Genomic DNA, 24,613 nt, shown 5'->3' with positions numbered 1-24,613 from the left:
TGCTATATGAAAAGAATAAAAAATGTAATGTTACTATTGTTATGTTTCTTATGTTTAAGTGGTTGTAATTATGAAGATGAAGATCAGGTGAAAAAATATGTGAAAAAAAAGCACGGAATTGATGTGATTGTAACAGATTGGGGTGCTATACACGAAGGGAATATGGGGCATACATACCATACTGTTCAAGCGAAAAACAATAAAAATATTCAATTTAGAGTAGAGGTTGATGGCTTAGTATACTCAAGAATAAAAGGTGATGAATATCAATACGGAAAAAAAACATATGAGGAATATAAGAAATTTAAACCAATGCTAGAAGAAATTAAAAAATTAGGTTACGTGGAACCTGAAAATAAAAATGTTTTTCAATATATAGTGGATGATGATATAGAGGAGAAACCAACGGATACGTTATTATTAACTTTAAAAACGAGTGACAAGATTGATTACAGTCAATTCCAATCAAAAGAATTAGATCGTTTATATGCTCTAATCCAATTCATTCAGAAGAGTAATAGAAAGATAACAAAAATTGAAATTGAAGATCATAATGGTAAATCTATAGGTTTCCCTTTTCAAAATGTGCAAAAAGCTATAACGAAAGAAGAACTGCTTTTAACAATGAAAAACACAGTAAGCGGTTATTGGACATATTTGATTCAAACTGAAACAAAAGTAGGCGTAAGGTTAAATGAAATTCAAAATGATCGTTTTGTAATTGAGGATATTACTTGTCCACACCCGAAAGACGGCAATTGTCTAGAGTATGAATTGACATTAGTTTTCAATGACAGTGAGATAAAATATAGAAATGATCCATATGTAATAGAGGATTTGAGAAAGGTAGTCACTATTCTTAAAGAAGAACTATATAATAAGGAATTTAACATATTTTTAAGGAACAAGGATGGAACAAGTTATTCACTCTGGCTATCATCCGAAAAAATTAAGGAAAGTAATAACATAGAAGAGCTAGTAAAATAATGATATAAAGAAGAAATTTAAAGTGCTTTTTACGTTTGTTATTTCTGTATTCAAAAAGAAAACCGCTTATGCTTCATTTTTGAAGCATAAGCGGTTTTGTTTAAAATAATTAAAAAGAAAAATCTTTTGGTAAAGTACCACTTTTTATTACCGTTCTTAACCCATGTTTTATAATCCAAGGATTAATAGGATGCTGTTTATCGCGTAATTGCTCTAGCCATTGAAAGACGAGTTCTGTACCTTCTTTCGTAATATCGTTAATATGATTGGCTACAGATTTTTGAACATATTTAGAAGGGTCATTCATTAATGGTTCAAGAAGCTGTAAATTGTACTTAAAGTCACCTTTCAGAGCTCCTATTTTTTTAGCCCAAGGAAGCCTTGGTCTTGTACCTTCAGAAACTAATCTTCTAATGTGGCTGTTTTCGTCATGAATCCACTGTTGTAATATATTTAGTGTGTCTTCATGGTATGTTTCAAGAAAAGGCCGAATGGCATATTCAGCAGTATTTCTTTTCGTTATTTCATACATGGCGTTGAATGAGGTTTCAAAGTCGTTAAGTCCATATTTTTCAACGTATTTTGCAATAGGCATGTACATATATCCATTTGTAAACGTGCCTACTTCTGTTGTATTTTCTGGTCCTAATGTTTTCAGTAATATATGTATTGCTGCATTAAAATCTTTTTGTAAAGCATTTTGTAATTCATCTGCTATTACTTCAATACGTTGTTTTAACTCTAAACCTTCAACTTTACATGTTACAGAGGATACAAAGTTTTTTTTAGAGAAATTCGGATCGTATTTACAAATAGAATCAGCTATTTTTTCTGCTAATTCTTCGTTGAATAAAAATTTTAATGGAACGTATTTACCCATTTTTTCACCTCGGTGGCCAGTTAAAAGCAATTTTTATTTTTTAATCGACAATCCATAAACTAACGTCTCACTCGGAGTCGTAATACTAAAACCAGTCATCTTATAATCAAGCTTCACTGTATCACCAGTGTAGTCTTTCGTGAATGAATCCATTTGTACGATAAGCTCTGCATCTTCATATACAACATCATCTTCAACAAATGTATCCCAAATTAAATCGACATCAACGAAAATACTACAAGAGTTTGTCATTGTCCCTCTAATGCGAATGATCTTTTTGTCTTCACGTTCTAATCTATGTATAGCTGCTTTTGCTTCATCAGTAATACGAATGTTCATAGTATCCCAACCTTTATTTATATTTCCTTTATTATTGCAAAAACAGGAGCAATAGGGAAGCAAAGAGGTTTGCAACAAAAAACGAGCAAACAAATTTGTTTGCTCGTTTCACTTTATTTTAGTTCACATTTATCAAGTGGAATCACTTTTGTTTTTTTCGTAAATTTATATCCTAACCATAGTACTAAGAAGAGTGGTAAACCGATGTAAGAAACGAGTACGCCATTCCAATCGATTGATTCACCCATAAATGCGCCGTAGTTTTGTCCTAAAATTACGATGATACAAAGTGTAAATGCGAAGATTGGACCAAATGGGAACCATTTTGCTCTATATGGTAAGTCATTTAAATCTTTTCCTTGTGCGATATATGCTTTACGGAAACGGTAATGACTAATTGCAATTCCGACCCATGCGATAAAACCAGACATTCCAGATGCGTTTAATAACCAAATGTATACAACACCGTCACCGAATAAAGAAGCAATGAAAGCAATACTACCAACAATTGACGTTACAATTAACGCGTTAACAGGTACACCGCGGCTATCTAATTTACCAAGAAACTTTGGTGCTTTTCCTTGGCGAGCTAAATCCCAAAGCATACGAGTTGATGCATACATACCAGAGTTACCAGCAGATAGTACAGCAGTTAAAATAACAGCGTTCATAACAGAAGCAGCAAAGGCAACGCCCGCTTTTTCAAAAATAAGTGTAAACGGACTTACTGTAACATCACTTGCTGCAAGGCTTTCAGTTGTATAAGGAATTAATAAACCGATAACGAGAATCGCAAGGATATAGAATAAAAGAATACGCCAAAAGATTGAACGAATTGCTTTCGGAATATTACGTTCTGGATCAGACGTTTCACCAGCAGCTACTCCTAATAGTTCAGTACCTTGGAAGGAGAAACCAGCTGCCATAAACACACCGATAATTGCCATGATACCGCCGTTAAATGGTGCATCTGCAACAGTGAAGTTTTTGAATCCAACCGTTTCGCCGCCCATAATTCCGAAAATCATCATGAAACCAACAATTAAAAAGATAATAATAGTAACTACTTTAATAAGTGCGAACCAATATTCAGATTCACCAAACCCTTTAACAGATAAGTAGTTTAAAAGGAAAATAATAGCTAAACATAATCCGCTCCAAATAAGAGAAGGGGTATCTGGGAACCAAAATTTCATAATTAATGTTACAGCTGCAAGTTCAGCAGCAATCGTAATTGCCCAGTTATACCAATAGTTCCATCCAAGTGCAAAGCCAAGTGATGGATCAACAAATTTTGTTGCATACGTGCTAAAAGATCCAGTAACAGGCATGTAAGCTGCGAGTTCAGCTAAGCTTGTCATTAAAAAATAAACCATAATTCCAATTGCGGCGTATGCAATTAATGCGCCGCCAGGTCCAGCTGAATGGATGACACCACCGCTGGCAAGAAATAGTCCGGTACCAATTGTACCACCGAGAGAAATCATCGTAAGATGCCTTGATTTTAGACCACGTCTTAATTCACCTTTTCCTTGTGTAGTTTGCGTTTTAGAGGTAGATTGATTTGTTGCGCTATTCATGTTCAACACTCCTTTTCTTGTAGGTTAGGAAGGAGCGGGGGAGAAAAATACAAAAAACCGCCAAAGGAATTTGGCGGAACGTTTCACAAATAACCACCCCATCATACCCTTCCGTTAAGATAGCACCCCACATTTACACGGTAATTTTGTAAATGTGACAGTTCTGTTCCTTTCGGAGACAGCCCCAGCTTATATTTCCAGAGAAGAAATATAAACTTCGGCAACTTTTCCTTTCAAACGGAGTCAGCTGACATTCTCTGTGTCTCGTCCGTTTTACTATTAAAAGTCGCAACCTCTACCTCATCGGATTGATGAGGATTTATATATTGCTAAGATTTTTAATATATGGCAATTGTAATGAATTTCTGAATATATTGCAAGATATTTTGTAGGAAAAAATCAAAAAATATCGGTTATTGTATAGGAAACGCTTGCAAAACTCCACCCGAACCAACTATTATGTAGCAATAAGCAAAGAAAAAATTGTTATACAAATGTTTCGCAAAAAATATTGAAAAATCCTTTAAATTAAAAGAAAATTCAGAAAAATATAATTCGACATTCATGATAAGGTCATATTATTTGTTATAATTAGGGTAACGTTTAAGCAAAAAGGGGAAATCAAAATGAAATTAGAAACAGAAAGGCTCTATATAGTGCCGTGTACAGAAGAGAGGATTCAAGTCGCTAACGAGCAAGGATATAATAGCGGTCCGCATATTGTGGGGCATGTAGAGAATGTAAAACAAGATGCGGCTTTATTACCATGGGGGGCGTGGTATGTTCTTCGGAAAGAAGATGATATCGTTTTAGGTGATATTGGGTTTAAGGGGAAACCAAATGAGAATCAAACAGTAGAAATCGGTTATGGATTCATTGAGAAATATTGGAATCAGGGCTATGCAACAGAAGCGGTAAAAGAACTAATCGATTGGGCTTTCAAAACAGGTGAGGTAGAAACAATAATTGCAGAGACACTTCTAGATAATTATAGTTCGATGCGTGTTTTAGAAAAGTTACATATGAAGAGAGTAAATGCTACAGAAATGATGATTAATTGGAAAATAGAAAAATAAAAAATACCGCTCTAAATTGAGCGGTATTTTTTATAGTTATGGTAGCATTTGCTTCTGATCATTCGGATACTCAGCCGTTGACGTATTAGGACGATTGGAATGATTACGAACAGCAATGAAAATAGAAATAATAACGACAAGACCAACTGCAACGTAAGAAAGTGAAATAATAGTTGGATCCACTTTAAATGTAGTAAGCAGTGTACGAATGTTTGTAAAGATAATAAGACCACCAACTAATACGCCAAGTAAATGAGAAGGAACGATGCGAACTAGCCATGCCGCGATTGGTGCCGCTACGATACCACCGAGCATGAGAGAAAATACCCAAACCCAGCTTACTTGTTCCCAGCCAAGTGAGATGAAGAAGCCGATTGTTGCAGCGAGTGAAACAGGAAATTCACTCGTATCTACAGATCCAATAACTTTTCTAGCTTCATTTCCTCTTGCTAGAAGAACAGGTGTCGTAATCGGCCCCCAACCACCGCCACCAGTTGAATCAACGAATCCAGCGAATAAACCAAGCGGCACAAGTTGTTTTGCAGACATACGCTTATTTGAAGTGACAATTTGTTTTTGAATGATGAATCGTAATAAAATATAAACCCCTAAAGTAAATAAAAATACGGAAATGTACGGTTTAATTACATCACCAGGTAAATTGCTTAAAAAACATGCCCCAACAAATGCGCCGATTGCCCCAGGTAATGTAAGCCTGGAAACTGTATATTTATCAACGTTTCCAAATTTGATATGAGATGCGCCAGAAGCTGCAGTTGTAACGACTTCAGCTAAATGAACCGATGCGGAAGCTACAGCCGGTGCAATACCAAACATTAATAATAGTGAAGTAGACGTTACCCCATACGCCATTCCGAGTGCTCCATCGATCAGTTGAGCGAAAAATCCAATAATAGCAAAGACAATTAATTTCTGCATAAATAATCCCCCTGTAATAATAAATGAAAAAGACACTTTTCCCGTATGAGAAAAGTGCCTTTGGTTTTTCCAATCAGCAATAATTAAATTTGTTTCATTATAATACATATTAATCGTATAAATCAACTAGGTTTTAATGTTTTTGAATTGAATGAAAGAAAAATAAAATATACAATAAAAGGATGGAGAGAAAGGGGAGAAAGAATATGTTAGCATTTGATCATCTCGTTCACGCAGTGCAATGTACACCGGAGGAAGCGGCAAAACAAATGCAGGAGCTTGGATTTCATACTGTATTAGGCGGAGAGCATACTACTTGGGGGACTTGGAATAGTTTAAGTTATTTTGATTTATCATACATAGAATTTCTGGCAGTTCAACATGAAGAAAAAGCGAAAGAATCAGAAAATCCATTAGTACAAGAAACAGTAGTGAAATTACAAGACGGAGAAGGAATGTTACAAATTGCAATTCGAACAGATGCCATTGAAGAGCTAGCAGTTAAGTTTAGTAAACACGGTTTACATACGATAGGCCCATTTGAAGGGAAACGAATGAGAAAAGATGGCCGCCTTTTAGAATGGAAAATGTTATTTGTAAAGCAAGAGAAAAACGGACCGAAATTACCTTTCTTTATACAGTGGAATGAAACGGACGAAGAAAGAAGAAACGACTTACGTAATATAGGGACAATCACTGAACATAAAAATAAAGTACAACAAATTGAAACGATTCATTACGCAGTGAAAAATGTTCGAGAAACAGTACGGAAATGGAAAGAAGTAATGGAGCTATTTACAAGCTCAGTTGTGAAAAATGAAAAATGGAATGCCGAGTGTCAAAGTGTAGTATTTGGAGATATTCATGTGCAGTTTTGTGAACCGATTGGAGAAGGGCTAGTACTAGAACATTTGAATAAGAATGGTGAATATCCATTTGCAGTAGAGTTTAAAGGTGGAAATAAACGAGAGCATGAAGTGCTAGGTAGTTTGTACATATATTAATAGAGGTGAACGTTGTGGAAGAAATGCTTAGGGAGATAGAGAGAATACTAGAATGGCCTCGTATTGTAAAGTGTACAGCTATTTCAAAAGGTTTCTCACATGAAGAGAAACATAAAATAGAATTAGAAAACAAAGTAACATATTTTGTAAAAGTATGTGATACAGTTCATTTTGAACGTAAACAAGAAGAATATACGTATATGAAACGATTAGAGTCATTACATATTCCAACACCCAAGTTAATTCATTTCATAATAATTGAGAAATTAAATAAATGTGTTCAAGTATTTGAATGGACCCGAGGTATAAATGGTGAAGAAGGTTTAACGAAGTTATCGGTGGAAGAACAGTATAAGGCAGGAAGAAAAGCAGGGGAAGTATTAAAGAGGATTCACTCAATTGAAAGAGAAAGTGCAAGTAATAAATGGGAAACATCTAGATGGAATAAATACGAAAGATACATAGAGGCACTAACAGATTACGAGGTGAATTTTCTGGATTTGAAGCCAGTATTAACCTTTGTAGAAAATCATAAAGATTTATTGGGAAATCGTCCAATAAGATTTTTACATGATGACTTCCATCCAGCAAATAGCATGATTCATAATAAGGAATTTATCGTTATCGATTTTGGTGGATATGATTTTGGTGATCCAATACACGATTTTTATAACGTAGCGATTTTTACTATAAGAATAAGTAAACCATTTGCGGTTGGACAAGTTCACGGTTATTTCGGAGGCGAACCATCGCTTCATTTTTGGAAACTGTATACATTGTACGTCGCGATGACATTCCCAGCGGATATCGTTTGGACGAATCGAAGTACACCGCATTTAGTAGATGATATGAAGGAAAGATTAAATGGAATTTTAGAAGATCATAATCATTTTTCATCTTATATTCCAAAATGGTATCAATCAAGCGAATTTAATAAATAAAGGAGTAATTTATATGGATAAAATAGCAGTAATTTCAGATATTCACGGTAATATTCAAGCATTAGAATCCGTGTTGAATGATATTAAATTAAGAGGAATCGAGCGCATTATTTGCCTTGGAGATTTAGTAGGAAAAGGACCTCATTCCAGTGAAGCAATTGAAATCATTCGTAAAGAATGTGAAGTAGTCGTAATGGGAAACTGGGATGATTTTATTACAAAGCCGACTGAATTTGAAGCATTAAAATGGCATCAAAAACAATTATCGGAAGAACAAAATGATTATTTAAGAAGTTTACCATTTTCAATCGAATTTTTTATGAGTGGAAAACTCATTCGTATGTTTCACGCTTCACCGAGAAGTTTATATGAAAGAATTCAACCACACGCTTCAAGAGAAGAACGTATTAGTATGTTCGAAAATAGTGATTTGACAGAAAATATAGAAGGAGAAAGAAAACCAGATGTCGTTTGTTACGGTGATGTTCACCAAGCGTTCGTTCAAAATTTCAGAGGGAAAACGTTATGTAATGCCGGTAGCGTAGGAAACCCACTTGAAATAACGCAAGCTTCCTATTTAATATTTGAAGGAACATATAATGAAAAAGAAGCGGCGAGCTTTTCTATTCAACTTGTACGAGTACCGTATGATATTGAATTAGCTATCAGATTAGCAGAAGAACTCGAAATGCCAGAAATTGAAGAGTATAAGCAAGAGTTACGGACGGCCTTATATCGGGGGTTTAAGGGGAAGTAAGCTAATAATATATCAACGATTTTTCAAATATATCTATCATAACTTAAAATATATCAACGATTTTTTCGATATATCAACGATTCGACAAAGGATATCGATTTACCGACAAATAGTGACATGAATTGTTACTTATAATCATATTATGTAAACTAATTATAAAGGGAGATATCATGAACCGAAAACAACGAATCAAAGAAATTGCAGATCATATTGTAAAGCTAAACTTAACCTATCCAACAAGAGTTGGAGTAAGTGGTATTACAGCATCAGGAAAAACAACATTTGCAAACGAATTAGCAGAAGAAATAAAAAAACGAGGATTACCAGTAACACGCGCAAGCATTGATGATTTTCATAATCCAAGAGTGATTCGCTATGCAAAAGGAAAAGAATCTGCAAGAGGGTATTATGAAGATGCACACGATTATACAGCTTTCAAAGAAAGATTATTAATGCCTTTAGGACCTAACGGAAATTTACAGTATGAAACGATTTCTCATAACTTAATAACGAATATGCCTGTACATAATGAGCCGCTATTGGCCACGCAAAATATGATATTAATAGTAGATGGAACGTTTCTATTGAAAAAAGACGTTGCGTATTTATTTGATTACAAAATCTTTGTAGATACAAATTTTGAGATTGCGAGAAAACGTGGTGCTAAGCGGGAAACTGAAGCTTTTGGAAGTTATGAAGAAGCAGAGAAGATGTTTTTGAACAGATATCATGCGGCCTGTAAGATGTATATAGATGAGCATAATCCAAAAGAGTGTGCGAATGTTATATTTAAGAATAGTGATTTAGGAAATCCAGAAGTTATATTTCATGAAAGAGCGTAATACATAATCAGAAATATATGTATAGCCTTTTGTTTATTGTTATAATTAAATTAATTTTATGAAGCAAATAAAAGGGGATAAGACAATAAAAAACGCAAAAAGGGGACAAGAAATATAATGAATGAAGTACTCGAACTAAAAGAAGAACTACTACAAATTAAAAATAACAATTATGCTGTACCAGAAGACGTAGATGCATATCCATATGCGCAATGGATGCTAGATTATATCGGATCACCTGATGCTGAATTACGTGATGATTTAATTTATAGTACGCTTCACACATGGATTACAAATGATGTATTTAGACAAAAAGAGTTAAGAGGATTAATGTTACAAGCAATTAGTCCTGATTATTTATTTTATAAAATTGGTGAAAAGGGAACAGACTCTGTATTTAAACGTGCATTCTCCGTATTAATTCCACCACTTATTTTATCTGTTCATGAAAGAGAACCGTTGTTATCGGAAGAACAATTGTACAGTGTGGCAGAACAAGTGTTGGAATATGTATATTTAGAAGAAGATGTAAGGGGCTACGTAGAAGGAAAAGGCTGGGCACACTCTACTGCACATGCAGCAGATGCGCTTGATGCTTTAGCGCGTACAATCCAAAATCGTGAGTTCTCATATGCAATACTAGCTGCCGTTCGTCAGAAGGTACGCTTACATGACTACGTATACATTCACTTTGAGGATGAGAGATTAGTAGCACCAATTATGTCGTTACTTAACCAAAATCTTTTAACTGAAGAAGAGTGGAGCAACTGGTTACATAGTATAGCAATTGTTGAAGACATCCCGCATCCTCAATATGATATTTTAGTACAAAATATTAGAGCTTTCTTAAGAAGTTTATATTTTAGAGTTTTAGAGACAGAGGGTAATACAGCCTTTACAGATGATGTATTGGAGACTTTGAAAGGGTTGCGTAGGTATTAAAAATTCTTTTTTCTAACAGAAAAGTACATAAAATCAACATCTCCCAACCATACTAATAAAATGTGTTGGAGGTGAGTTTAATGGACAAAAAAGACTTTGAAAAAGTATATAATAATTATTTACCTCAAGGGGAAGAGCAAGCTCAATTTGAAGTAGGCCATGAAGTCAATACAGGAGCAGAACAAATTGTTGCTGTTCGTAAAAATGATGAAGGTGATTTGATTGCTTTTAAAACAAGTAGCGGGAGAGAGTTAGATTATATGACTGCTCTTAATGAAGCGAAATCAGGGAAGTTAGCTCATGTGGACGTATTTCATAAGTATGGCAGAGATATTATACGTAGTGAACCGGATGGAATAAAAGAAAATAACTTAGATAATTTACCTTCATTTTAAACGGGTAAACCTCAAGAAGAGAATGTTCATTTGGATATTCTCTTCTTTGTTTTGCGAAGTTTTCCTAGCAAATAGACGATTCATTTTTAAAGTGCGATCATACTTTTAAAGAGCGCTCTAAATTTCTCTTTATCTTCTGCTGTAAATGGTTTCGGTCCTTTTGTACGCTTACCACTTTTTCGAACCATTGCACTTAAATATCGTGTTTGTAACAATTGTTCAATGTTATCATTCGTATACTTATAGCCTTTATGGTGTAGTACGATACAGCCTTTTGCTAAAGCGAGCGAAGCAAGACCGTAATCTTGTGTTACGATTAAATCTTCTTTTTTTGCTAACTGCATAATTCGGTAATCAGCAGCATCTGCTCCGGAATCAACATATATTGTTTCCACACCTTTCGGCTGCTCTGCATTAGAATAATGAGAAAAACTAGTAACGAGTGTAACAGGAATTTCCGCATTCGTAGCTTCAAAAATAATTACATCTTTTACAGGACAAGCATCTGCATCAACGTAAATTTTCATTTTTATCACTCCTATAACTAGGTTCGTGTTGATAATAATGGTAGATTTAGGTTTTGTCAAATGAGTAATATCTTCCTCAATTTAATACGTATGTATTTTTATAAAATAAACGGATATTTCGAACTAAATAACGAATGTACTATAGATTTTAATAAGTGGTTATATGTAGTGATGTGAAAATTTCTTAATACGAAAGTATTAGGAAGTTTTATTTGAATTTCATTCTGCGGATTGATTTTTAATAGTGTTTATTTGGATAAAATAGCAATAGAATATATATAAATAAAATGTATTTTAAATTAGAGGATCATTTCATGTTACTGCTCTATGCAATGGTTTCAAAAGATAAGTAAGTCTGAAATTAATCAGGAGGGCCGAATGAGGAGTTTCGATTTATCACAAACAACTATTAATATATCAAAAAATGATCTTATTTATAAAACGAATGATAATAAGTATTGGGTGTATGAAGTGATTTTTCAATCGCATGAAGGCATACCACCTCATAGCCATCCATTTGGAGAAGATTGTGCAGTTGTGTTGTCAGGTCATTTGGATTATTATATTTCAAATAAAATAATGATTCGTGCATCAAAAGGAGAGATTGTGTTTGGGTGGAAGAACCATATACATGGCTATAAAAATAATGAAACAGAACCCTTGCATCTATTAATTTTCGTTGCGCCGAATAAAATTGGGCTAGAATATTTACCTGATGATGATCCAAAAATTGTGCACGTACCGGAAGAAAAGCGAATAATGAAGCTTTCCGAATATCAAGTAGTACATTCCCCTTTTTCTTCTTTTGAAAGAATAAAAATAGATGGTGAATATTCAGAAGCATATAATGAGAATGGACTTATGGTGTTTATTGATATCGAAAATAAACAAATGTATATATTTGAGGGTGAGAATGTGGAGATAAAAACTTCAAATCCCATAGTATTTATTAAGTATACAGCTAGATTGTGAGAATGGAGAGTTGCTTTTCTGTATTTATAATAGATATGTAGTTAAGAATATTAAAGAGGAATATTTTACAGAAAATAGGGAATGAGTTTTATTATTTAACTTATAGACAACGAAATAGAAATGACCATTTATTGAGGAGAGCGATATTTATATGCAGTTATATTTTTATAATGAAAACTTCAGAAATATAATAAATCAATATACATTGTCAGAAGAGCAGCTTTGTTATACAGGTTTACCTAAAAAGCTTGTAAAACTATCGAGTGAGGATTCAGATCGGCATTCAATTTTAGCTATGAAAGATAATGAGCTTGTAACGTTTTTTGTTTTACATAAAAATGACGGGGTTAAACCATATACAAATAATGAAAAATCTATTTTAATAAGAGCATTTTCAACAGATTTTCACCATCAAGGGAAAGGATATGCAAAACAAGCTTTAAAGATATTACCTGACTTTGTCCGAAATAACTTCTTAGGTATAAATGAAATTATTTTAGCAGTAAACGTTAAAAATGTAGCTGCACAATCTTTATATGAAAAATGTGGTTTTTGTGATAATGGGGTTAGAAGGATGGGGCGGAAAGGTGAATTAATCATAATGAGTTACAATTTATAAGAATCATTCTTAGAAGTAGGGAAGAAAGATAAAGAAAAACGAAAAATTTCGAAAAGAAAGCCCCTGTATCAATCATCAGGAGCTTTCTTATAATTTAATTTTGGAATGAAGCTTCTTTTCATTATTTTTTGCTTACTTATTATCTGGAGTTAATGAATAAAGAAGTTTTAAATGTATTAAAAAGTTATTTTATTTCCCACAAACCAAAATAGCCTCCCGCAAACGAGAAATACCTTCCTCAATTTGATTAATATTCACTTTTCCATAAGATAAACGTATATAACCATCTTTTGCGCCGAAAATACTACCTGGCATAAAAGCAATTTCTTGTTTTAAACTTTGCATAATAAGTTGTTTTTCGTTTATCGGTTCTTTTAATTTTCCCCATATGTATATTCCACCGGTCGGATTTGAAAAAGAGATTTTATCGTGAAGTTGCTCGTTTAAGGCGCGAACGATAACGTCTCTTTTTTCTGCTAGTTGTTTTCGTAACGGTACGATATGCGACTGAAATGGTACAGTTTCAAAAAATTGTTGCATAAGCCACTGTGGGAAAATGCTCATACCTAATTCCATTTGGTGCCTTGCGTCGGATAACCTTTCTACTACAGACTGCGGGGCAACGAGCCAACCAACTCGTAAGCCTGGTGCAATCATTTTTGATAAAGAATGTACATAAATGACAGTTCCATTTTCATCAATTGATTTCAAAGTAGGGCAAGGTTGTTTCTTTTCTAGCGTAAGTAAACTAGACGGATCATCTTCCACAATCGCAATTCGTAAGTCTGCACAAAGTGATAATAGTTTTTTTCTACGGTTTGGATGAAGCATCGTCCCCGTAGGGTTTTGGAAATTTGGATTTAAAAAAATCATTTTAATGCGGTGCTTTCTATATAACTCCTGTACATCATCTGGGTTAATGCCGTGTTCATCAACAGGTAATGGGAAAATACGAATACCTGCTGATTGGAATAGAGGCAGGGAATAACAGTGTGAAGGACTTTCGAAAGCAACAGCATCACCTGGATTTAATAAACATTGCACGATAAGGTGAAGTGCTTGCTGTGCGCCAGATGTAATCATAATGGATTGTTCAGTCGCCTCAACTTTTAAATATTCCTTCATATATTTTACGACCGCTTGTCTTAGCGGGAGATAGCCTTGCGGATGATCGTAACTTAATGAATGCGTTAACGGTTGTTCACGTAAAATCGCTTGTAGTTGATCGTGGGGATAAAGATTACAACCGAGCTCTCCGTTTGCAAAATCAATAATATTTTCATTTTGTTGTACTTCTGCCCGAATATGGCGAAGTAGTGGTAAGTTTGGTAAAAAAGTACCACCTTCTACGAAATTTCTCCAGTTCGGCGTTAATGTTGGAGAAACACCCCACATATGTGTACTCACGCGTGTTCCTTTACCAGTCGTACTTTCTACAATTCCCATAGCACGTAGTTCATTATAAGCAGTCGTTACTGTACTTCTGTTTACATTTAACTGCGTAGCTAATTTCCGTTCTGAAGGGAGGAAGCTTCCTGGAGGAAGTTCTCCATATGTAATACGTTTTTCAATAAAGTCAACAACTTGCTGATAAATAGGGATTTTACTGTCACTATCTAGTTTCCATTCCATAAAAAACGCCTCCGTATCTCTTATATACATCAAGTATAGCAAATTGGCTGGGTAAAAAAACAGCCAATTGGACGGTGTTATATCCAGCCAATTTTACTATGCTAAATAGGGAAGGGGAGATTCGGATGAAACGATGGCAAATGGAATGGCTCCTAGTATCAGTTGCATTAGTATGGGGAGCAAATTATACAATAGGAAAGTATGGAGTGGCATTTATGTCATCCATTCAATTTAATAGTTTACGATTTTTAGTAGCATCACCGGTATTATTACTTATTACTTTTATAATGGAACGCTCATTACGTATTGAAAGAAAAGATTGGTTACGATTAGTAGCAGTCGGTATCGTTGGTACAACAATGTATCAAACGATGTTTATGCTATCTGTGAAATATACTTCAGCAACAAACGCCTCATTATTAATTGCAATGTCACCTATTTTTACAGGGATATTAGCAGTATTGCACAAACAAGAACGTTTTTCGATGAAAGTACAAATTGGTTCAATAGTGGCCTTTGTTGGTGCAGCATTCGTTTTATTAACAGGGCATACAGGAGGAGCTACTTACGAATATGCGTGGCTCGGAAACATAATTGGATTAGTCGCAGCGATTGCGTGGGGATGGTACCCAATATTAGCGCAACCTCTTATAACAAAATATTCCGCAATGAGAGTCACATCTTGGTCAACTTTAATTGGAATTGTACCTCTCGTTGTATATTGTTTATTCAACGTAAATACATTAACGTGGCCAGTAGACATGCCAAGCTGGGGGTCTCTAGCATATTCAATCGTCTTCGCGACAATCTTCGGACTTGCAATGTGGTATGTCGGTATTAGTAAAATAGGCTCAACGAAAGTAATGGTTTATATGTATCTTGTACCATTGTTCGCAGTTATCTTCGCGGCAGTAACTATCGGAGAGCAAATCAACATGATGCAACTCGTTGGCGGACTTATAATCTTTATCGGCTTATATGTTGTAAAAAAGGGTGGAATTCAAAAGCCAGCTCTCAATTTGAAAAAAGTAAGTTAACAATAAAAAGGATCTCTTTCATATAGAAGGAGATCCTTTTGGTTTTTGTAATAAAAGCGCTTGTTCAACAGCCCATTTTTGATGATCATGAATGAGAAGCTCTACAGCAAGTAAAGGAGACATCCACCGCAAAACATGATCTTCCTCACAGTTTTCAGTTTGTGTCTGCACCATGTTCGCAATATAAAAGAATCCATCGTTTAAATAATATGTATCTTCTTTTTCCGCATAAAAATATCGCATTGCATTACCGATATATTGATTAATTTCAATTGCCCATCCTAATTCCTCTAGTAGTTCACGATGTAAGCATTCATCTTTTGTTTCGGTACCTTCCATACCGCCACCAGGTAAAAAATAACGGTCTCCTTTTTGGATAATAGCAATGTTTGAAGAAGTTGAGTTAAAAATAATTGCATAACAACTAGGCCGTAATACATATTGCTCAGTAGGCTTTTTATAACCAAAAATAAGTTTAGATATCATAAGACACGTCACCTCTCTATAAAATACACAAAAGGAATAATAAGGCAAAAACAGAATTGTATAAGTATAATCTTACGAGATTGGAGTGATAACAAAATGATAAATCGAAAGTGTTCGCGCTGTAAAGAAATTACAGGTACATTGCACGGTGGTAAAAAAATTAAGGAAGAATTTCTATGTGAGGACTGTTTACAAAAAGGAATTGCGAGCGGTGAAATCGAATTATCACAAGTGGAGCAAGAACAAACTTCGTATCTTTCTATAAAAATATTAAAAATAATAAGTGTGATTTATTTAATAGCATCTATTTTAATGGCTTTTTCAACCGGTCCATTTATACATAATATAGGATTTGATGAAATGTCCATTTCAGGCCCAGAATTAGGTTTAATAAGTATTGTTATGCTAGGTTCTTTATTCCAGTCTGTTCTTGTATTTTGCGGGATATGGGTATTCATCCTTTTAGTAGAAACAGTCATTAAAATTTATGAAAAAATGAAGTGAGTGAGAGGGAGAAACATATGCGAGTAAGAAACATCCAAGGGGAAGATTATGAAAAGATTCATTCCGTATTAAATGAATGGTGGGGCGGGAGAGATATGGCTAGTATGTTGCCGAAATTGTTCTTCGTCCATTTTCAGGAAACGAGTTTTATCATTGAAGAAGAGGGAGGAACGTTAGGTTTCTTATGCGGATTCTTCTCACAAACGCATAAAGAGGAAGCGTACGTTCATTTTATTGGAGTAAATCCGAAGTATAGAAGAAGAGGAATCGCATCGACATTGTATTCTTATTTCTTCGATGTAGCTAGTGCAAACAATCGTAAAGTTATAAAAGCAATCACGTCACCGGTTAATAAAAAATCGATACAGTTTCATAGGGAGATTGGCTTTCAAATTGAGGCTGGGGATGATGAGATAGAGGGTGTATCGGTACATACAAATTATGATGGGAACGGCGGGAGTAGAGTTTTATTTTTGAAAAATGTGTAAAAGTAGGCTAGCGAAAAGTTAGCCTTTTTGTTGTGAGGAGCTAGAAGTATGGAGAGTAAACAAAGTAGAAATGAGTATTTACAGTGCATATACAAAGTACAAAATTATATAGAATTACACATAAATGATTCACTTTCAATTGAAGAGTTAGCGGATATAGCAGGATTTTCAAAGTTTCATTTTCATCGAATTTTTAAAGGAATAGTAGACGAGCCGTTATCTCGGTATGTGAATCGCTTGAAGTTAGAAAGGGCAACAAATCTACTTACATATCGCACAGATATGACGATTACCGATATTGCTTACCATTTTGGTTTCACAGATTCAGCAGTTTTCTCCCGTACATTTAAAAATTATTACGGAGTAAGTCCGTCTCAATATCGAAACAACAATAGCAAGAATTGCAAAGACGTAAGGGGAATTCCTCAATACAATGAATGTAAGAAGGTTCGAGGAGATATTGAAATTGTAACAGCGGATAATATAAACGTCGCATACATAAGACATATCGGTACATATGAAGAGTTAACTATTGCTTTTCCAGAAATGATAGAGAAACTATTTCATTACGCAGCTAAGCAAAACTATCATGTATTTGAGGATACGAAAGTATTAACCATTTACCACGATCATCATGAATTTACTGAGGACTATCATTTAAGAACAAGTTTATGTATAACAATTCCAGATGAATCCCCAATAGAAACGAACGACATAGGAATAATGGTAATACCTTCAGGCAAGTATGCAGTAGGTCATTTTGAAATATTCCAAGATGAATATAAAGGAGCATGGGATTTCTTATACGGTGAATGGCTGCCAAATAGCGGATATAAACCGAGAGACTCGTATCCTTTTGAAGTATATAGAAATGATCCAAAGCAGCATCCAAAGCATAAACATATAGTTGATATATATGTACCTATCGAACCTTTTTAATCATAGGTTAAAGGGGAAAGAATAATGAAAACTGCTGAAAAGTTAGAACAGATTATAAAAGAAGAATATAAAAATATGAATGGTATGTTAGTAGTGCAGAAAAGTAATGTTATTTTTGAAAAATATTATAACGGGCACGGTTCAGATGATGCATTTCATGTAGCGTCAGTCACAAAAACGATAATCTCTGCGCTAATTGGGATATGTATAGATAAAGGCTATATAAAAAGTGTTGATCAAAAAGTAATAGAATTTTTCCAAGAATATAATTGTAATTCATCTGAAATAACAGTGCGGCATCTCCTTACTATGACAGCTCCATATCCTTTTGTAGACTGGCAGGAACCGTTAGAAGAACTATGTACACAAGAGGATTGGGTACAGTATACACTTAATAGAATGGGGAACGGCGGAGAAATTGGATCTTTAAAATATTCATCTGCAGGAGCGCATGTACTATCAGCAATTATCACGAGTGCAACAGGAAAAAGTGCTCGTGAATTTGCGAATGAATACTTATTTCGGCCACTCGGTATGAGAGAAATTCCAAACTACAATATGAAAGCATTTGGATTCGATGACTTATTCGGAAAAGATGTGAAAGGATGGGTTCACGATCCAAATGGTATTTCGACGGGCGGATGGGGACTAACGTTAACTGTTAAAGATATGGCGAAGTTTGGACAGCTGTATTTGAATAAAGGTATTCATAATGGAAAACAAATTCTATCAAAATCATGGATAAAAGAATCGACAACAATGAACCAAAATCAATATGGTTACTTATGGTGGTTACGAGAAGAAGATGGAATCTTTTTATACTGTGCAATGGGCGATGGTGGGAATATGATTTGTTGTATTCCAGAGAAGGAATTGGTGGTGGTGATGGCTTCTGAAGTTGTGCCAGAAGCAAAGGATAGATGGAGATTAATCAAAGAGTATATACTTTTAAAAGAGTAATGGTGAACTTGTAGAAAAATTTAAACGCGCCCCGTAACTTTCCTCAATAAAAAATCGTTAAACATTAGGAAGGGTTATTAATCACGAATGGGGGAGAACTATGAAGATATTAATTCTAGGCGGTACACGATTTTTAGGAAGAGCATTTGTAGATGAGGCTTTACAGAGAGGGCATGAAATTACGTTATTTAACCGAGGAACAAACAAAGAAATTTTTTCTAAGGTGGAGCAGTTAATCGGTGACAGAAATAACGATGTATCAAGTTTAAAAAATCGAAAGTGGGATGTTGTCATAGACACGTGTGGATTTTCTCCACATCATATTAGGAATGTTGGAGAAGTGCTTAAAGATAATATTGAACACTATGTATTCATCTCAAGCCTTTCCGTATATAAAGATTGGATTCCGCATGACATAAAAGAAGACTATATATTACAACCTGAACCGACGGAAGAGCAAATAAAGGCTGTAGAGAATGGTGAAATATCTCCTTATGAGCATTATGGTGCGCTGAAAGTATTATGCGAAAAAGAAGCAGAGAAGTATTGGCCGGGGCGTGTTTTACATGTAAGAGCAGGACTTCTTTCAGGAATGTTCGATTATACAGATCGACTTCCATACTGGATTCAGCGTGTAGCAAAAGGAGGTAACGTGTTAGTTCCAGGAAGAAATAATCGTCCAGTGCAGATAGTTGATATAAAAGATGTCGCGAGATTTGGACTCAACATGGCAGAAAATAATAAAGCAGGTACATTCAATATAACAGGTCCGAATGATGAATTGACGATGGAAGAGCTATTAAATACGTGTAAAAAAGTTACGAATAGCGATGCTGAATTTGTTTGGGTAGACGAATCATTTATGAGTGAACATAATGTGCAGCCTTGGACAGAAATGCCTTTGTGGATTCCAGAAACTTTCCCATTAGATGGTGAGAAGAAGCCGTGGAGAGGTGGGTTTTCTATTTGTATCGAAAGTGCGGTTAATGAAGGGCTTACTTTTAGAAGAATAGAAGAGACAGTTACAGATGTGTATGAGTGGATGGAGAGTACGGAAGAATGGGAATTAAAAGCAGGTATTTCAGGCGAGAGGGAGAAGAAATTGTTAGAAAGATGGTATCAATAAATTTAGCGGAGTTCTTTGAATGTGCTTGATTGCACATAAGGAGGAAAAGGTGATGTGGAAAGACACCATTCACAGTATCTCATCAAATTTAAGCTTGAAAAACCCAGCTACGAAGGATGAACTTACTGATATACAACAATGTATACATGTGGAGTTACCGAATGATTTATATCAATTATTACAGGAAACAAACGGTATAGAAGGTGAATACGGTGACTTTATATGATCTGCTTCAAAAATTAAAACTGAAAATATGAATATGAGAAATATAGTTGATTTTAAGGATTTATACATGCCTTTTGACTGTTTATTATTTTTTACTGATGGCGGAAATGATGATTTGTTTGGATATTCCATTTTGAATGGAAAAGTGCAAAGAGATGATATATATGTATGGAATCATGAAAATGATAGTAGAACGTGGGTTGCTCCTTCTTTAAAGACTTTTATGGAGTGGTGGGAGAGCGGAAAGATAACAATTTAAACCTAGTATTAAGAAAAAACGCCTTGTTACTAAAGAAACAAGGTGTTTTTCGTATGTGAATTTATAATTCAATTGGTTCTTCCTCGTACATTCCCCACAGCTTAGAAAACATATTTTTCAGTCCTTCTTCGTCATCCTCATCCTAGTCTAACTTGATATCAACTTTCTCAAATTTTTCTTCTATTTCAAACTCTTTCTTTTTCACACTATCAGTTGTGCCAATTTTTCTGTAAAACACAACGAAGTCTTTATCGTGTATTAGCTAGTAGCAAGACCGCCGCCTCAAAATCCGGCTAATACAAGGAAGACCTGTATAAATAAGTTGTATTAATTACATTATTAGATTGTGTTTGTGACTATATTTTGGAAATTTTCTGTTGATTTGAAATGTACGATAGTATATATTGTATATAAAGTATATATACAATATTTTCAAAAAGAGGTATTTGCATGCAAATCACTATTACGAACACTTCAAAGGAACCTATTTATGAACAAATTAGTGCCCAAATAAAAAAGCTTATTTTACTAGGTGATTTAAAACAAGGAGATGCTCTTCCTTCAATGCGTCAGTTAGCAAAAGATTTACGAGTAAGTATTATTACAACGAAAAGAGCATATGAAGAACTGGAAAAAGACGGTTTTATTAATTCAATTGTCGGAAGAGGGTCCTTTGTAGCAGAACAAAACATTGAAACTATGAAAGAAGAAAAATTAAAAACAGTTGAAGAAAAGTTATGTGAAGCGATTCAAAATGCTAAGCAAATGGATGTTTCTTTAAATGAGCTAAAAGAAATGCTTACAATTTTATACGAGGAGGAAAACTCTTGGAAAACGTAATAGAACTTCAAAATGTCAGTAAATCTTTTAAAGGGTTTCAAATAAACAATTTTTCGATGGAAGTAAAAAAAGGATTTGTTACAGGTTTTATTGGAGGAAATGGATCAGGTAAATCTACAACGATTAAAATGATTATGAATCTAATAAACCCGGATAGTGGAAACGTCTCCTTATTTGGCATGAACTATTCGACTGATGCGAAACGAATTAAAGAAAGAATTGGCTTCGTTTATGACGATAATGTGTTTTATGATGAACTCACATTAAAGGAAATTACTAAAATCATTGCGCCTGCTTATAAAAAATGGGATTTTAACCAATTTACATATTATAAAGATCTGTTCGAATTACCATTAAATAAAAAAATGAAAACATTCTCCAAAGGAATGAAAATGAAAGCCTCTCTCGTAATTGCCCTTTCACATCATGCTGAACTAATTATTATGGATGAACCTACATCTGGACTTGACCCTGTATTCAGAAGAGAATTATTGGATGTTCTACAAAATATTATGCAGGATGGAGAGAAAACTATCTTTTTCTCATCACATATTACAACGGATTTAGACCGCATTGCCGATTATATTACATTTATTCAAAATGGGAAGCATATTTTCACAAAAGATATTTATGCCATTGCAGAGGATTATGTTTTAGTCAAAGGACCACTAGATTTGTTAAAGTTTGATACTGAGCGTGAATTTATTTCTGTACGTAAGGCAAATACAGGTTTCGAGGGATTGATTGAAAATGCACATTCTATCGAAAATTTATTTGATAAGGATGTGGTGATTGAAAAACCAAGTTTAGAGGATATTATGTATTTCATGAAAAAGGGGGATTCAAGATGCTTAATTTAATTAAAAAGGATTTGATTTTACAAAAAACTTTCTTGCCTGCTTATCTCTTATTTCTAGTTACCTATTTGTGGGCCGGCATGGATGTAGCATATGTCATAATCATTTGTAGTGCCGTTTTTGTAATTAACACATATCAATCTGATGATAAAGATAATGCTAATATTTTAGTAAACTCATTACCGTATACTAGGAAGGAAATTATAAGTTCAAAATACGTTGGAACTTTACTTTTTACAATAGTAATCATCCCATTTTGTTTAGTTGGAAAATATTTCATTTTAGACAGCATGGAATTTCAACTTTCCATAGAAAGTTACATACTAGGCTTCTTGGCAGTCATGCTGATAACAGCATTTTACATCCCATTTTTTGTTGCATTTAAAGTGAAAACACTTGTACCAGTCTTTATATTTTTATCTATTGGAGTTATATATTTAATGCGAAATACTCCATATTTATTAAATAAATATGCTAATGGCGTACTGACCTTTTTAAAAGAGATTTCAGATTTGAAATTATTTCTTTTATTTGCTGTCATAGCAGTGGGGTGCTATGGGGTTTCATGGATATTATCTATTCGTATCTATCAGAACAAGGCTCTTTAATAGCAAGTTCTAAAAGGAGGATGGTTTAAATGACATCAAAAAAAGAGCGTCCTAGTCGAATACGAAATTGGCTGAAAACTATTGGAGCATTTTTCGTTATGCAACTAATTTTTATCATCCTTGATATGAATTCGTGGATACCGAACTTCAAGGAAGGAGGAGTTGGGGAACGTCTCGTTAATTCAGAGTTCTTTACGGAATGGTTCGCTCCTTATAAAACAAAGCAATTTAATGTACTAACGGCAGTTATGGCTATTTTATTATTCCTAAATGTAGTAACAAGTGCAATAAAAGACGCTTTTTCTAGAAAAAGAATTAATTAGCACATAAGTTGACCTTGCGTCTTTTTAATAATGTCTTAACTATATTTAAAAACAACAGGAAAAAGATAAAAACTCCACTTATTGATGTTTCACTTTATCTTTTACAATGATTTCTTGAAACTTATTTGATTTTTCAGTTTTGTGTATTGATAGAGATGCATTCGTCCCCATACTGCTTCCAAAGTGTGCGCAGTAATTGTGACATATGTATTTATACTTGTGATGACAAATGATGTGCATCGTTTTTGGAAAGTTCGAAAATTATTGAACGAACTAGAGAAATTTAGTAATCTTATTTGTACAGCACATATATATTGGTTTTGTAATTGTTCGATATTTAAAAAATATGTAAGGGGGAATGGGTGTGGATCTTACGTTTAAAGTTGAGGAAACATGTTTTAATTACCGCGTTGGAGCAATTTGTAAACATGATAATAAAATACTCATTCTGCAAGGTGACGGTGAAGATTTTTGGTATGTACCCGGCGGTAGAGTAAAAATGCTAGAGAATAGTGAAGATGCATTAAAACGAGAGCTTGCGGAAGAGATAGGTGTTCCTATTAAAAGGAAAAGGTTAATATGGTCAGTAGAAAATTTCTTTACACTTTCTGAGCGAAAGTGTAAAGAAATTAGTTTTTATTATGAAGTAGAGCTACATGAGTTACCTGCGAGTGGAGCGGATCAATATATTTTGGAAGAAGAGGGTAGAACGTATTTGTTTAGATGGGTGCCAGTAGAAGAACTGCATACATATAACTTACAGCCTGCATTTATAAAAGAGAAAGTAAAGGATGTATCAGTTCACACAGAACATATAGTATTAAAAAAGTAAATGTATTCGGAGGGGAAAATGGTGAAGGGAACTAAAAAAGAGGTACATATAAATGACAAAGTAATTCGTTACACACATATCGAAAAAGGTTCTAGTACCGTTTGCTTTATGTTTTCAGGTTCAGGATACAATTATGATAAGCCGTTATTTTATTACGCAACGATGTTAATGCTTGAACATAAAATAGATGTTGTACATATTCATTATTCTTATGATGGACAATTAATGAATAAACCAATGGAAGAAGTAACGAAAGTAATGATGGATGATATTAATCCGGTAATAAATGAAGTATTAAAAGATGAGCAGTACAACGAGACGATGTTTTTAGGGAAGTCACTTGGAACAATTCCGATTGCAAATGATTTAATGAGGAGAGACGATTTTTTACAGTCAAAAATGATAGTACTTACACCTTTACTAACTTTTGATTCCATTTTTGATTCTATTTTACATAGTAGTCACGAAGGGCTTTTAGTAATTGGGGATAAAGATCACCAATACAATGCAGATCAAATTGATCAGTTATATAAAACGAATTTACAGATTGAAGTTGTCAAAAATGCAAATCATTCTGTAAATGTTGGGGGATATGAAACGGAAAATTCAATTGAGGCTATAGCGAAAATAATAGGAAAACTTAAAGAAGTTGTTAGGACAAACTAACCTATTAATACATGCAAAAGAGGTGCGAATT

Annotated in this window: 29 protein-coding genes, 1 pseudogene and 1 riboswitch; of the genes and pseudogenes, 23 read left to right on the top strand and 7 right to left on the bottom strand. The window is 34.2% G+C overall.

The genetic code is table 11. The features are described 5' to 3' along the window. Positions 1-6: 6 nt before the first annotated feature. Positions 7-987 carry a hypothetical protein gene (locus tag ACS2QP_RS17250; RefSeq protein WP_438882678.1) on the top strand — a complete coding sequence of 327 codons (981 nt, stop codon included), beginning with the start codon at positions 7-9 and terminating at the stop codon, positions 985-987. A 109-nt stretch (positions 988-1,096) separates the two neighbouring features. Here ACS2QP_RS17250 and ACS2QP_RS17245 read toward each other — a convergent pair whose 3' ends face one another. From ACS2QP_RS17245 to ACS2QP_RS17235, 3 genes are all read right to left on the bottom strand, one after another. After that, complete coding sequence (locus ACS2QP_RS17245; protein ID WP_153581793.1) at positions 1,097-1,867, bottom strand: DNA alkylation repair protein; 771 nt, start codon at positions 1,865-1,867, stop codon at positions 1,097-1,099. A gap of 33 nt (positions 1,868-1,900) precedes the next feature. Next, positions 1,901-2,206, bottom strand: coding sequence for an iron-sulfur cluster biosynthesis family protein (locus tag ACS2QP_RS17240; RefSeq protein WP_153581792.1), 306 nt, complete (start codon positions 2,204-2,206; stop codon positions 1,901-1,903). 113 nt (positions 2,207-2,319) lie between these two features. Continuing rightward, positions 2,320-3,786: an amino acid permease gene (locus tag ACS2QP_RS17235; RefSeq protein ID WP_438882677.1), complete on the bottom strand. Its 1,467-nt coding sequence runs from the start codon at positions 3,784-3,786 to the stop codon at positions 2,320-2,322. A gap of 112 nt (positions 3,787-3,898) precedes the next feature. Next, a riboswitch (Lysine riboswitch) is annotated at positions 3,899-4,092 on the bottom strand. Between the two features lie 320 nt (positions 4,093-4,412). Between ACS2QP_RS17235 and ACS2QP_RS17230 the strand changes: the two genes are divergently transcribed. Further along, entirely contained in the window at positions 4,413-4,862 is a 450-nt protein-coding gene (locus ACS2QP_RS17230) for a GNAT family N-acetyltransferase (RefSeq protein WP_438882676.1), read from the top strand. Between the two features lie 36 nt (positions 4,863-4,898). Here the strand turns inward: ACS2QP_RS17230 and ACS2QP_RS17225 are convergent, their stop codons facing one another. Next, entirely contained in the window at positions 4,899-5,909 is a 1,011-nt protein-coding gene (locus tag ACS2QP_RS17225) for a sulfite exporter TauE/SafE family protein (protein WP_002024365.1), read from the bottom strand. A 98-nt stretch (positions 5,910-6,007) separates the two neighbouring features. Here ACS2QP_RS17225 and ACS2QP_RS17220 point away from each other — a divergent pair, with 98 nt between their 5' ends. The 6 genes from ACS2QP_RS17220 to ACS2QP_RS17195 all read left to right on the top strand — a co-directional run bounded on the left by ACS2QP_RS17220 (position 6,008) and on the right by ACS2QP_RS17195 (position 10,682). Next, on the top strand, positions 6,008-6,805 hold the full coding sequence (locus ACS2QP_RS17220) for a VOC family protein (protein ID WP_438882675.1): 798 nt from the start codon (positions 6,008-6,010) through the stop codon (positions 6,803-6,805). Positions 6,806-6,819: 14 nt separating this feature from the next. Continuing rightward, positions 6,820-7,746 (top strand): aminoglycoside phosphotransferase family protein, encoded by a 927-nt coding sequence (locus ACS2QP_RS17215; RefSeq protein ID WP_326263852.1) that lies wholly within the window; start codon positions 6,820-6,822, stop codon positions 7,744-7,746. Between the two features lie 13 nt (positions 7,747-7,759). Continuing rightward, the gene (locus tag ACS2QP_RS17210) at positions 7,760-8,503 is read left to right on the top strand and encodes a metallophosphoesterase family protein (RefSeq protein ID WP_000357656.1); all 744 of its coding nucleotides are present in this window, start codon (positions 7,760-7,762) and stop codon (positions 8,501-8,503) included. A 170-nt stretch (positions 8,504-8,673) separates the two neighbouring features. Beyond that, the gene (locus tag ACS2QP_RS17205; protein WP_119683613.1) at positions 8,674-9,345 is read left to right on the top strand and encodes a hypothetical protein; all 672 of its coding nucleotides are present in this window, start codon (positions 8,674-8,676) and stop codon (positions 9,343-9,345) included. A 117-nt stretch (positions 9,346-9,462) separates the two neighbouring features. Continuing rightward, positions 9,463-10,287 (top strand): DUF2785 domain-containing protein, encoded by an 825-nt coding sequence (locus ACS2QP_RS17200; RefSeq protein ID WP_438882674.1) that lies wholly within the window; start codon positions 9,463-9,465, stop codon positions 10,285-10,287. A gap of 80 nt (positions 10,288-10,367) precedes the next feature. Beyond that, on the top strand, positions 10,368-10,682 hold the full coding sequence (locus ACS2QP_RS17195) for a DUF3892 domain-containing protein (RefSeq protein WP_332284322.1): 315 nt from the start codon (positions 10,368-10,370) through the stop codon (positions 10,680-10,682). Between the two features lie 86 nt (positions 10,683-10,768). On the opposite strand, the gene ACS2QP_RS17190 is transcribed toward ACS2QP_RS17195, so the two are convergent. Next, entirely contained in the window at positions 10,769-11,209 is a 441-nt protein-coding gene (locus tag ACS2QP_RS17190; RefSeq protein ID WP_000708761.1) for a YaiI/YqxD family protein, read from the bottom strand. A gap of 378 nt (positions 11,210-11,587) precedes the next feature. On the opposite strand from ACS2QP_RS17190, the gene ACS2QP_RS17185 reads away from it, so the two are divergent. Continuing rightward, on the top strand, positions 11,588-12,181 hold the full coding sequence (locus ACS2QP_RS17185; protein WP_001255984.1) for a cupin domain-containing protein: 594 nt from the start codon (positions 11,588-11,590) through the stop codon (positions 12,179-12,181). Positions 12,182-12,332: 151 nt separating this feature from the next. After that, on the top strand, positions 12,333-12,800 hold the full coding sequence (locus ACS2QP_RS17180; protein ID WP_001177778.1) for a GNAT family N-acetyltransferase: 468 nt from the start codon (positions 12,333-12,335) through the stop codon (positions 12,798-12,800). A 189-nt stretch (positions 12,801-12,989) separates the two neighbouring features. Here the strand turns inward: ACS2QP_RS17180 and ACS2QP_RS17175 are convergent, their stop codons facing one another. Next, positions 12,990-14,432, bottom strand: a complete 1,443-nt coding sequence (locus tag ACS2QP_RS17175; protein WP_000454919.1) for a PLP-dependent aminotransferase family protein — start codon at positions 14,430-14,432, stop codon at positions 12,990-12,992. 125 nt (positions 14,433-14,557) lie between these two features. Between ACS2QP_RS17175 and ACS2QP_RS17170 the strand changes: the two genes are divergently transcribed. Continuing rightward, on the top strand, positions 14,558-15,469 hold the full coding sequence (locus tag ACS2QP_RS17170) for a DMT family transporter (RefSeq protein ID WP_332284324.1): 912 nt from the start codon (positions 14,558-14,560) through the stop codon (positions 15,467-15,469). A gap of 18 nt (positions 15,470-15,487) precedes the next feature. Here the strand turns inward: ACS2QP_RS17170 and ACS2QP_RS17165 are convergent, their stop codons facing one another. Then, a complete protein-coding gene (locus ACS2QP_RS17165; RefSeq protein WP_000623966.1) occupies positions 15,488-15,955 on the bottom strand; it encodes an NUDIX hydrolase in 468 nt (155 codons plus the stop codon). Positions 15,956-16,051: 96 nt separating this feature from the next. Between ACS2QP_RS17165 and ACS2QP_RS17160 the strand changes: the two genes are divergently transcribed. From ACS2QP_RS17160 to ACS2QP_RS17105, 12 genes and pseudogenes are all read left to right on the top strand, one after another. After that, positions 16,052-16,459 carry a DUF3980 domain-containing protein gene (locus tag ACS2QP_RS17160; RefSeq protein ID WP_332284325.1) on the top strand — a complete coding sequence of 136 codons (408 nt, stop codon included), beginning with the start codon at positions 16,052-16,054 and terminating at the stop codon, positions 16,457-16,459. A 17-nt stretch (positions 16,460-16,476) separates the two neighbouring features. Beyond that, positions 16,477-16,947 carry a GNAT family N-acetyltransferase gene (locus ACS2QP_RS17155; protein WP_438882673.1) on the top strand — a complete coding sequence of 157 codons (471 nt, stop codon included), beginning with the start codon at positions 16,477-16,479 and terminating at the stop codon, positions 16,945-16,947. 48 nt (positions 16,948-16,995) lie between these two features. Further along, positions 16,996-17,886 (top strand): AraC family transcriptional regulator, encoded by an 891-nt coding sequence (locus tag ACS2QP_RS17150; RefSeq protein ID WP_438882672.1) that lies wholly within the window; start codon positions 16,996-16,998, stop codon positions 17,884-17,886. 24 nt (positions 17,887-17,910) lie between these two features. Then, on the top strand, positions 17,911-18,846 hold the full coding sequence (locus ACS2QP_RS17145) for a serine hydrolase domain-containing protein (RefSeq protein ID WP_438882671.1): 936 nt from the start codon (positions 17,911-17,913) through the stop codon (positions 18,844-18,846). 100 nt (positions 18,847-18,946) lie between these two features. Then, complete coding sequence (locus ACS2QP_RS17140) at positions 18,947-19,972, top strand: SDR family oxidoreductase (RefSeq protein ID WP_438882670.1); 1,026 nt, start codon at positions 18,947-18,949, stop codon at positions 19,970-19,972. A 52-nt stretch (positions 19,973-20,024) separates the two neighbouring features. Then, a pseudogene (locus tag ACS2QP_RS17135) lies at positions 20,025-20,456 on the top strand (SMI1/KNR4 family protein). Positions 20,457-20,906: 450 nt separating this feature from the next. Beyond that, on the top strand, positions 20,907-21,296 hold the full coding sequence (locus ACS2QP_RS17130) for a GntR family transcriptional regulator (protein WP_001167463.1): 390 nt from the start codon (positions 20,907-20,909) through the stop codon (positions 21,294-21,296). Then, the gene (locus tag ACS2QP_RS17125; RefSeq protein WP_438882669.1) at positions 21,284-22,156 is read left to right on the top strand and encodes an ABC transporter ATP-binding protein; all 873 of its coding nucleotides are present in this window, start codon (positions 21,284-21,286) and stop codon (positions 22,154-22,156) included. The genes ACS2QP_RS17130 and ACS2QP_RS17125 overlap by 13 nt, the downstream gene beginning before the upstream one ends. Continuing rightward, on the top strand, positions 22,144-22,761 hold the full coding sequence (locus ACS2QP_RS17120; protein ID WP_000933348.1) for an ABC-2 transporter permease: 618 nt from the start codon (positions 22,144-22,146) through the stop codon (positions 22,759-22,761). Before ACS2QP_RS17125 ends, ACS2QP_RS17120 begins: the two co-directional genes overlap by 13 nt. A 29-nt stretch (positions 22,762-22,790) precedes the next feature. Continuing rightward, on the top strand, positions 22,791-23,084 hold the full coding sequence (locus tag ACS2QP_RS17115) for a YfzA family protein (RefSeq protein WP_063547746.1): 294 nt from the start codon (positions 22,791-22,793) through the stop codon (positions 23,082-23,084). Between the two features lie 364 nt (positions 23,085-23,448). After that, positions 23,449-23,916 (top strand): NUDIX hydrolase, encoded by a 468-nt coding sequence (locus ACS2QP_RS17110; protein WP_438882668.1) that lies wholly within the window; start codon positions 23,449-23,451, stop codon positions 23,914-23,916. Continuing rightward, a complete protein-coding gene (locus ACS2QP_RS17105; RefSeq protein ID WP_438882667.1) occupies positions 23,917-24,582 on the top strand; it encodes an alpha/beta hydrolase in 666 nt (221 codons plus the stop codon). Positions 24,583-24,613: the final 31 nt, after the last annotated feature.

The sequence above is a fragment of the Bacillus cereus group sp. Bce019 genome (assembly GCF_051781745.1).
Lineage (GTDB): Bacteria > Bacillota > Bacilli > Bacillales > Bacillaceae_G > Bacillus_A > Bacillus_A cereus.
The sequence above is the reverse complement of the archived record's forward strand: the minus strand, read 5'-3'. Positions and strand labels throughout refer to the sequence as shown.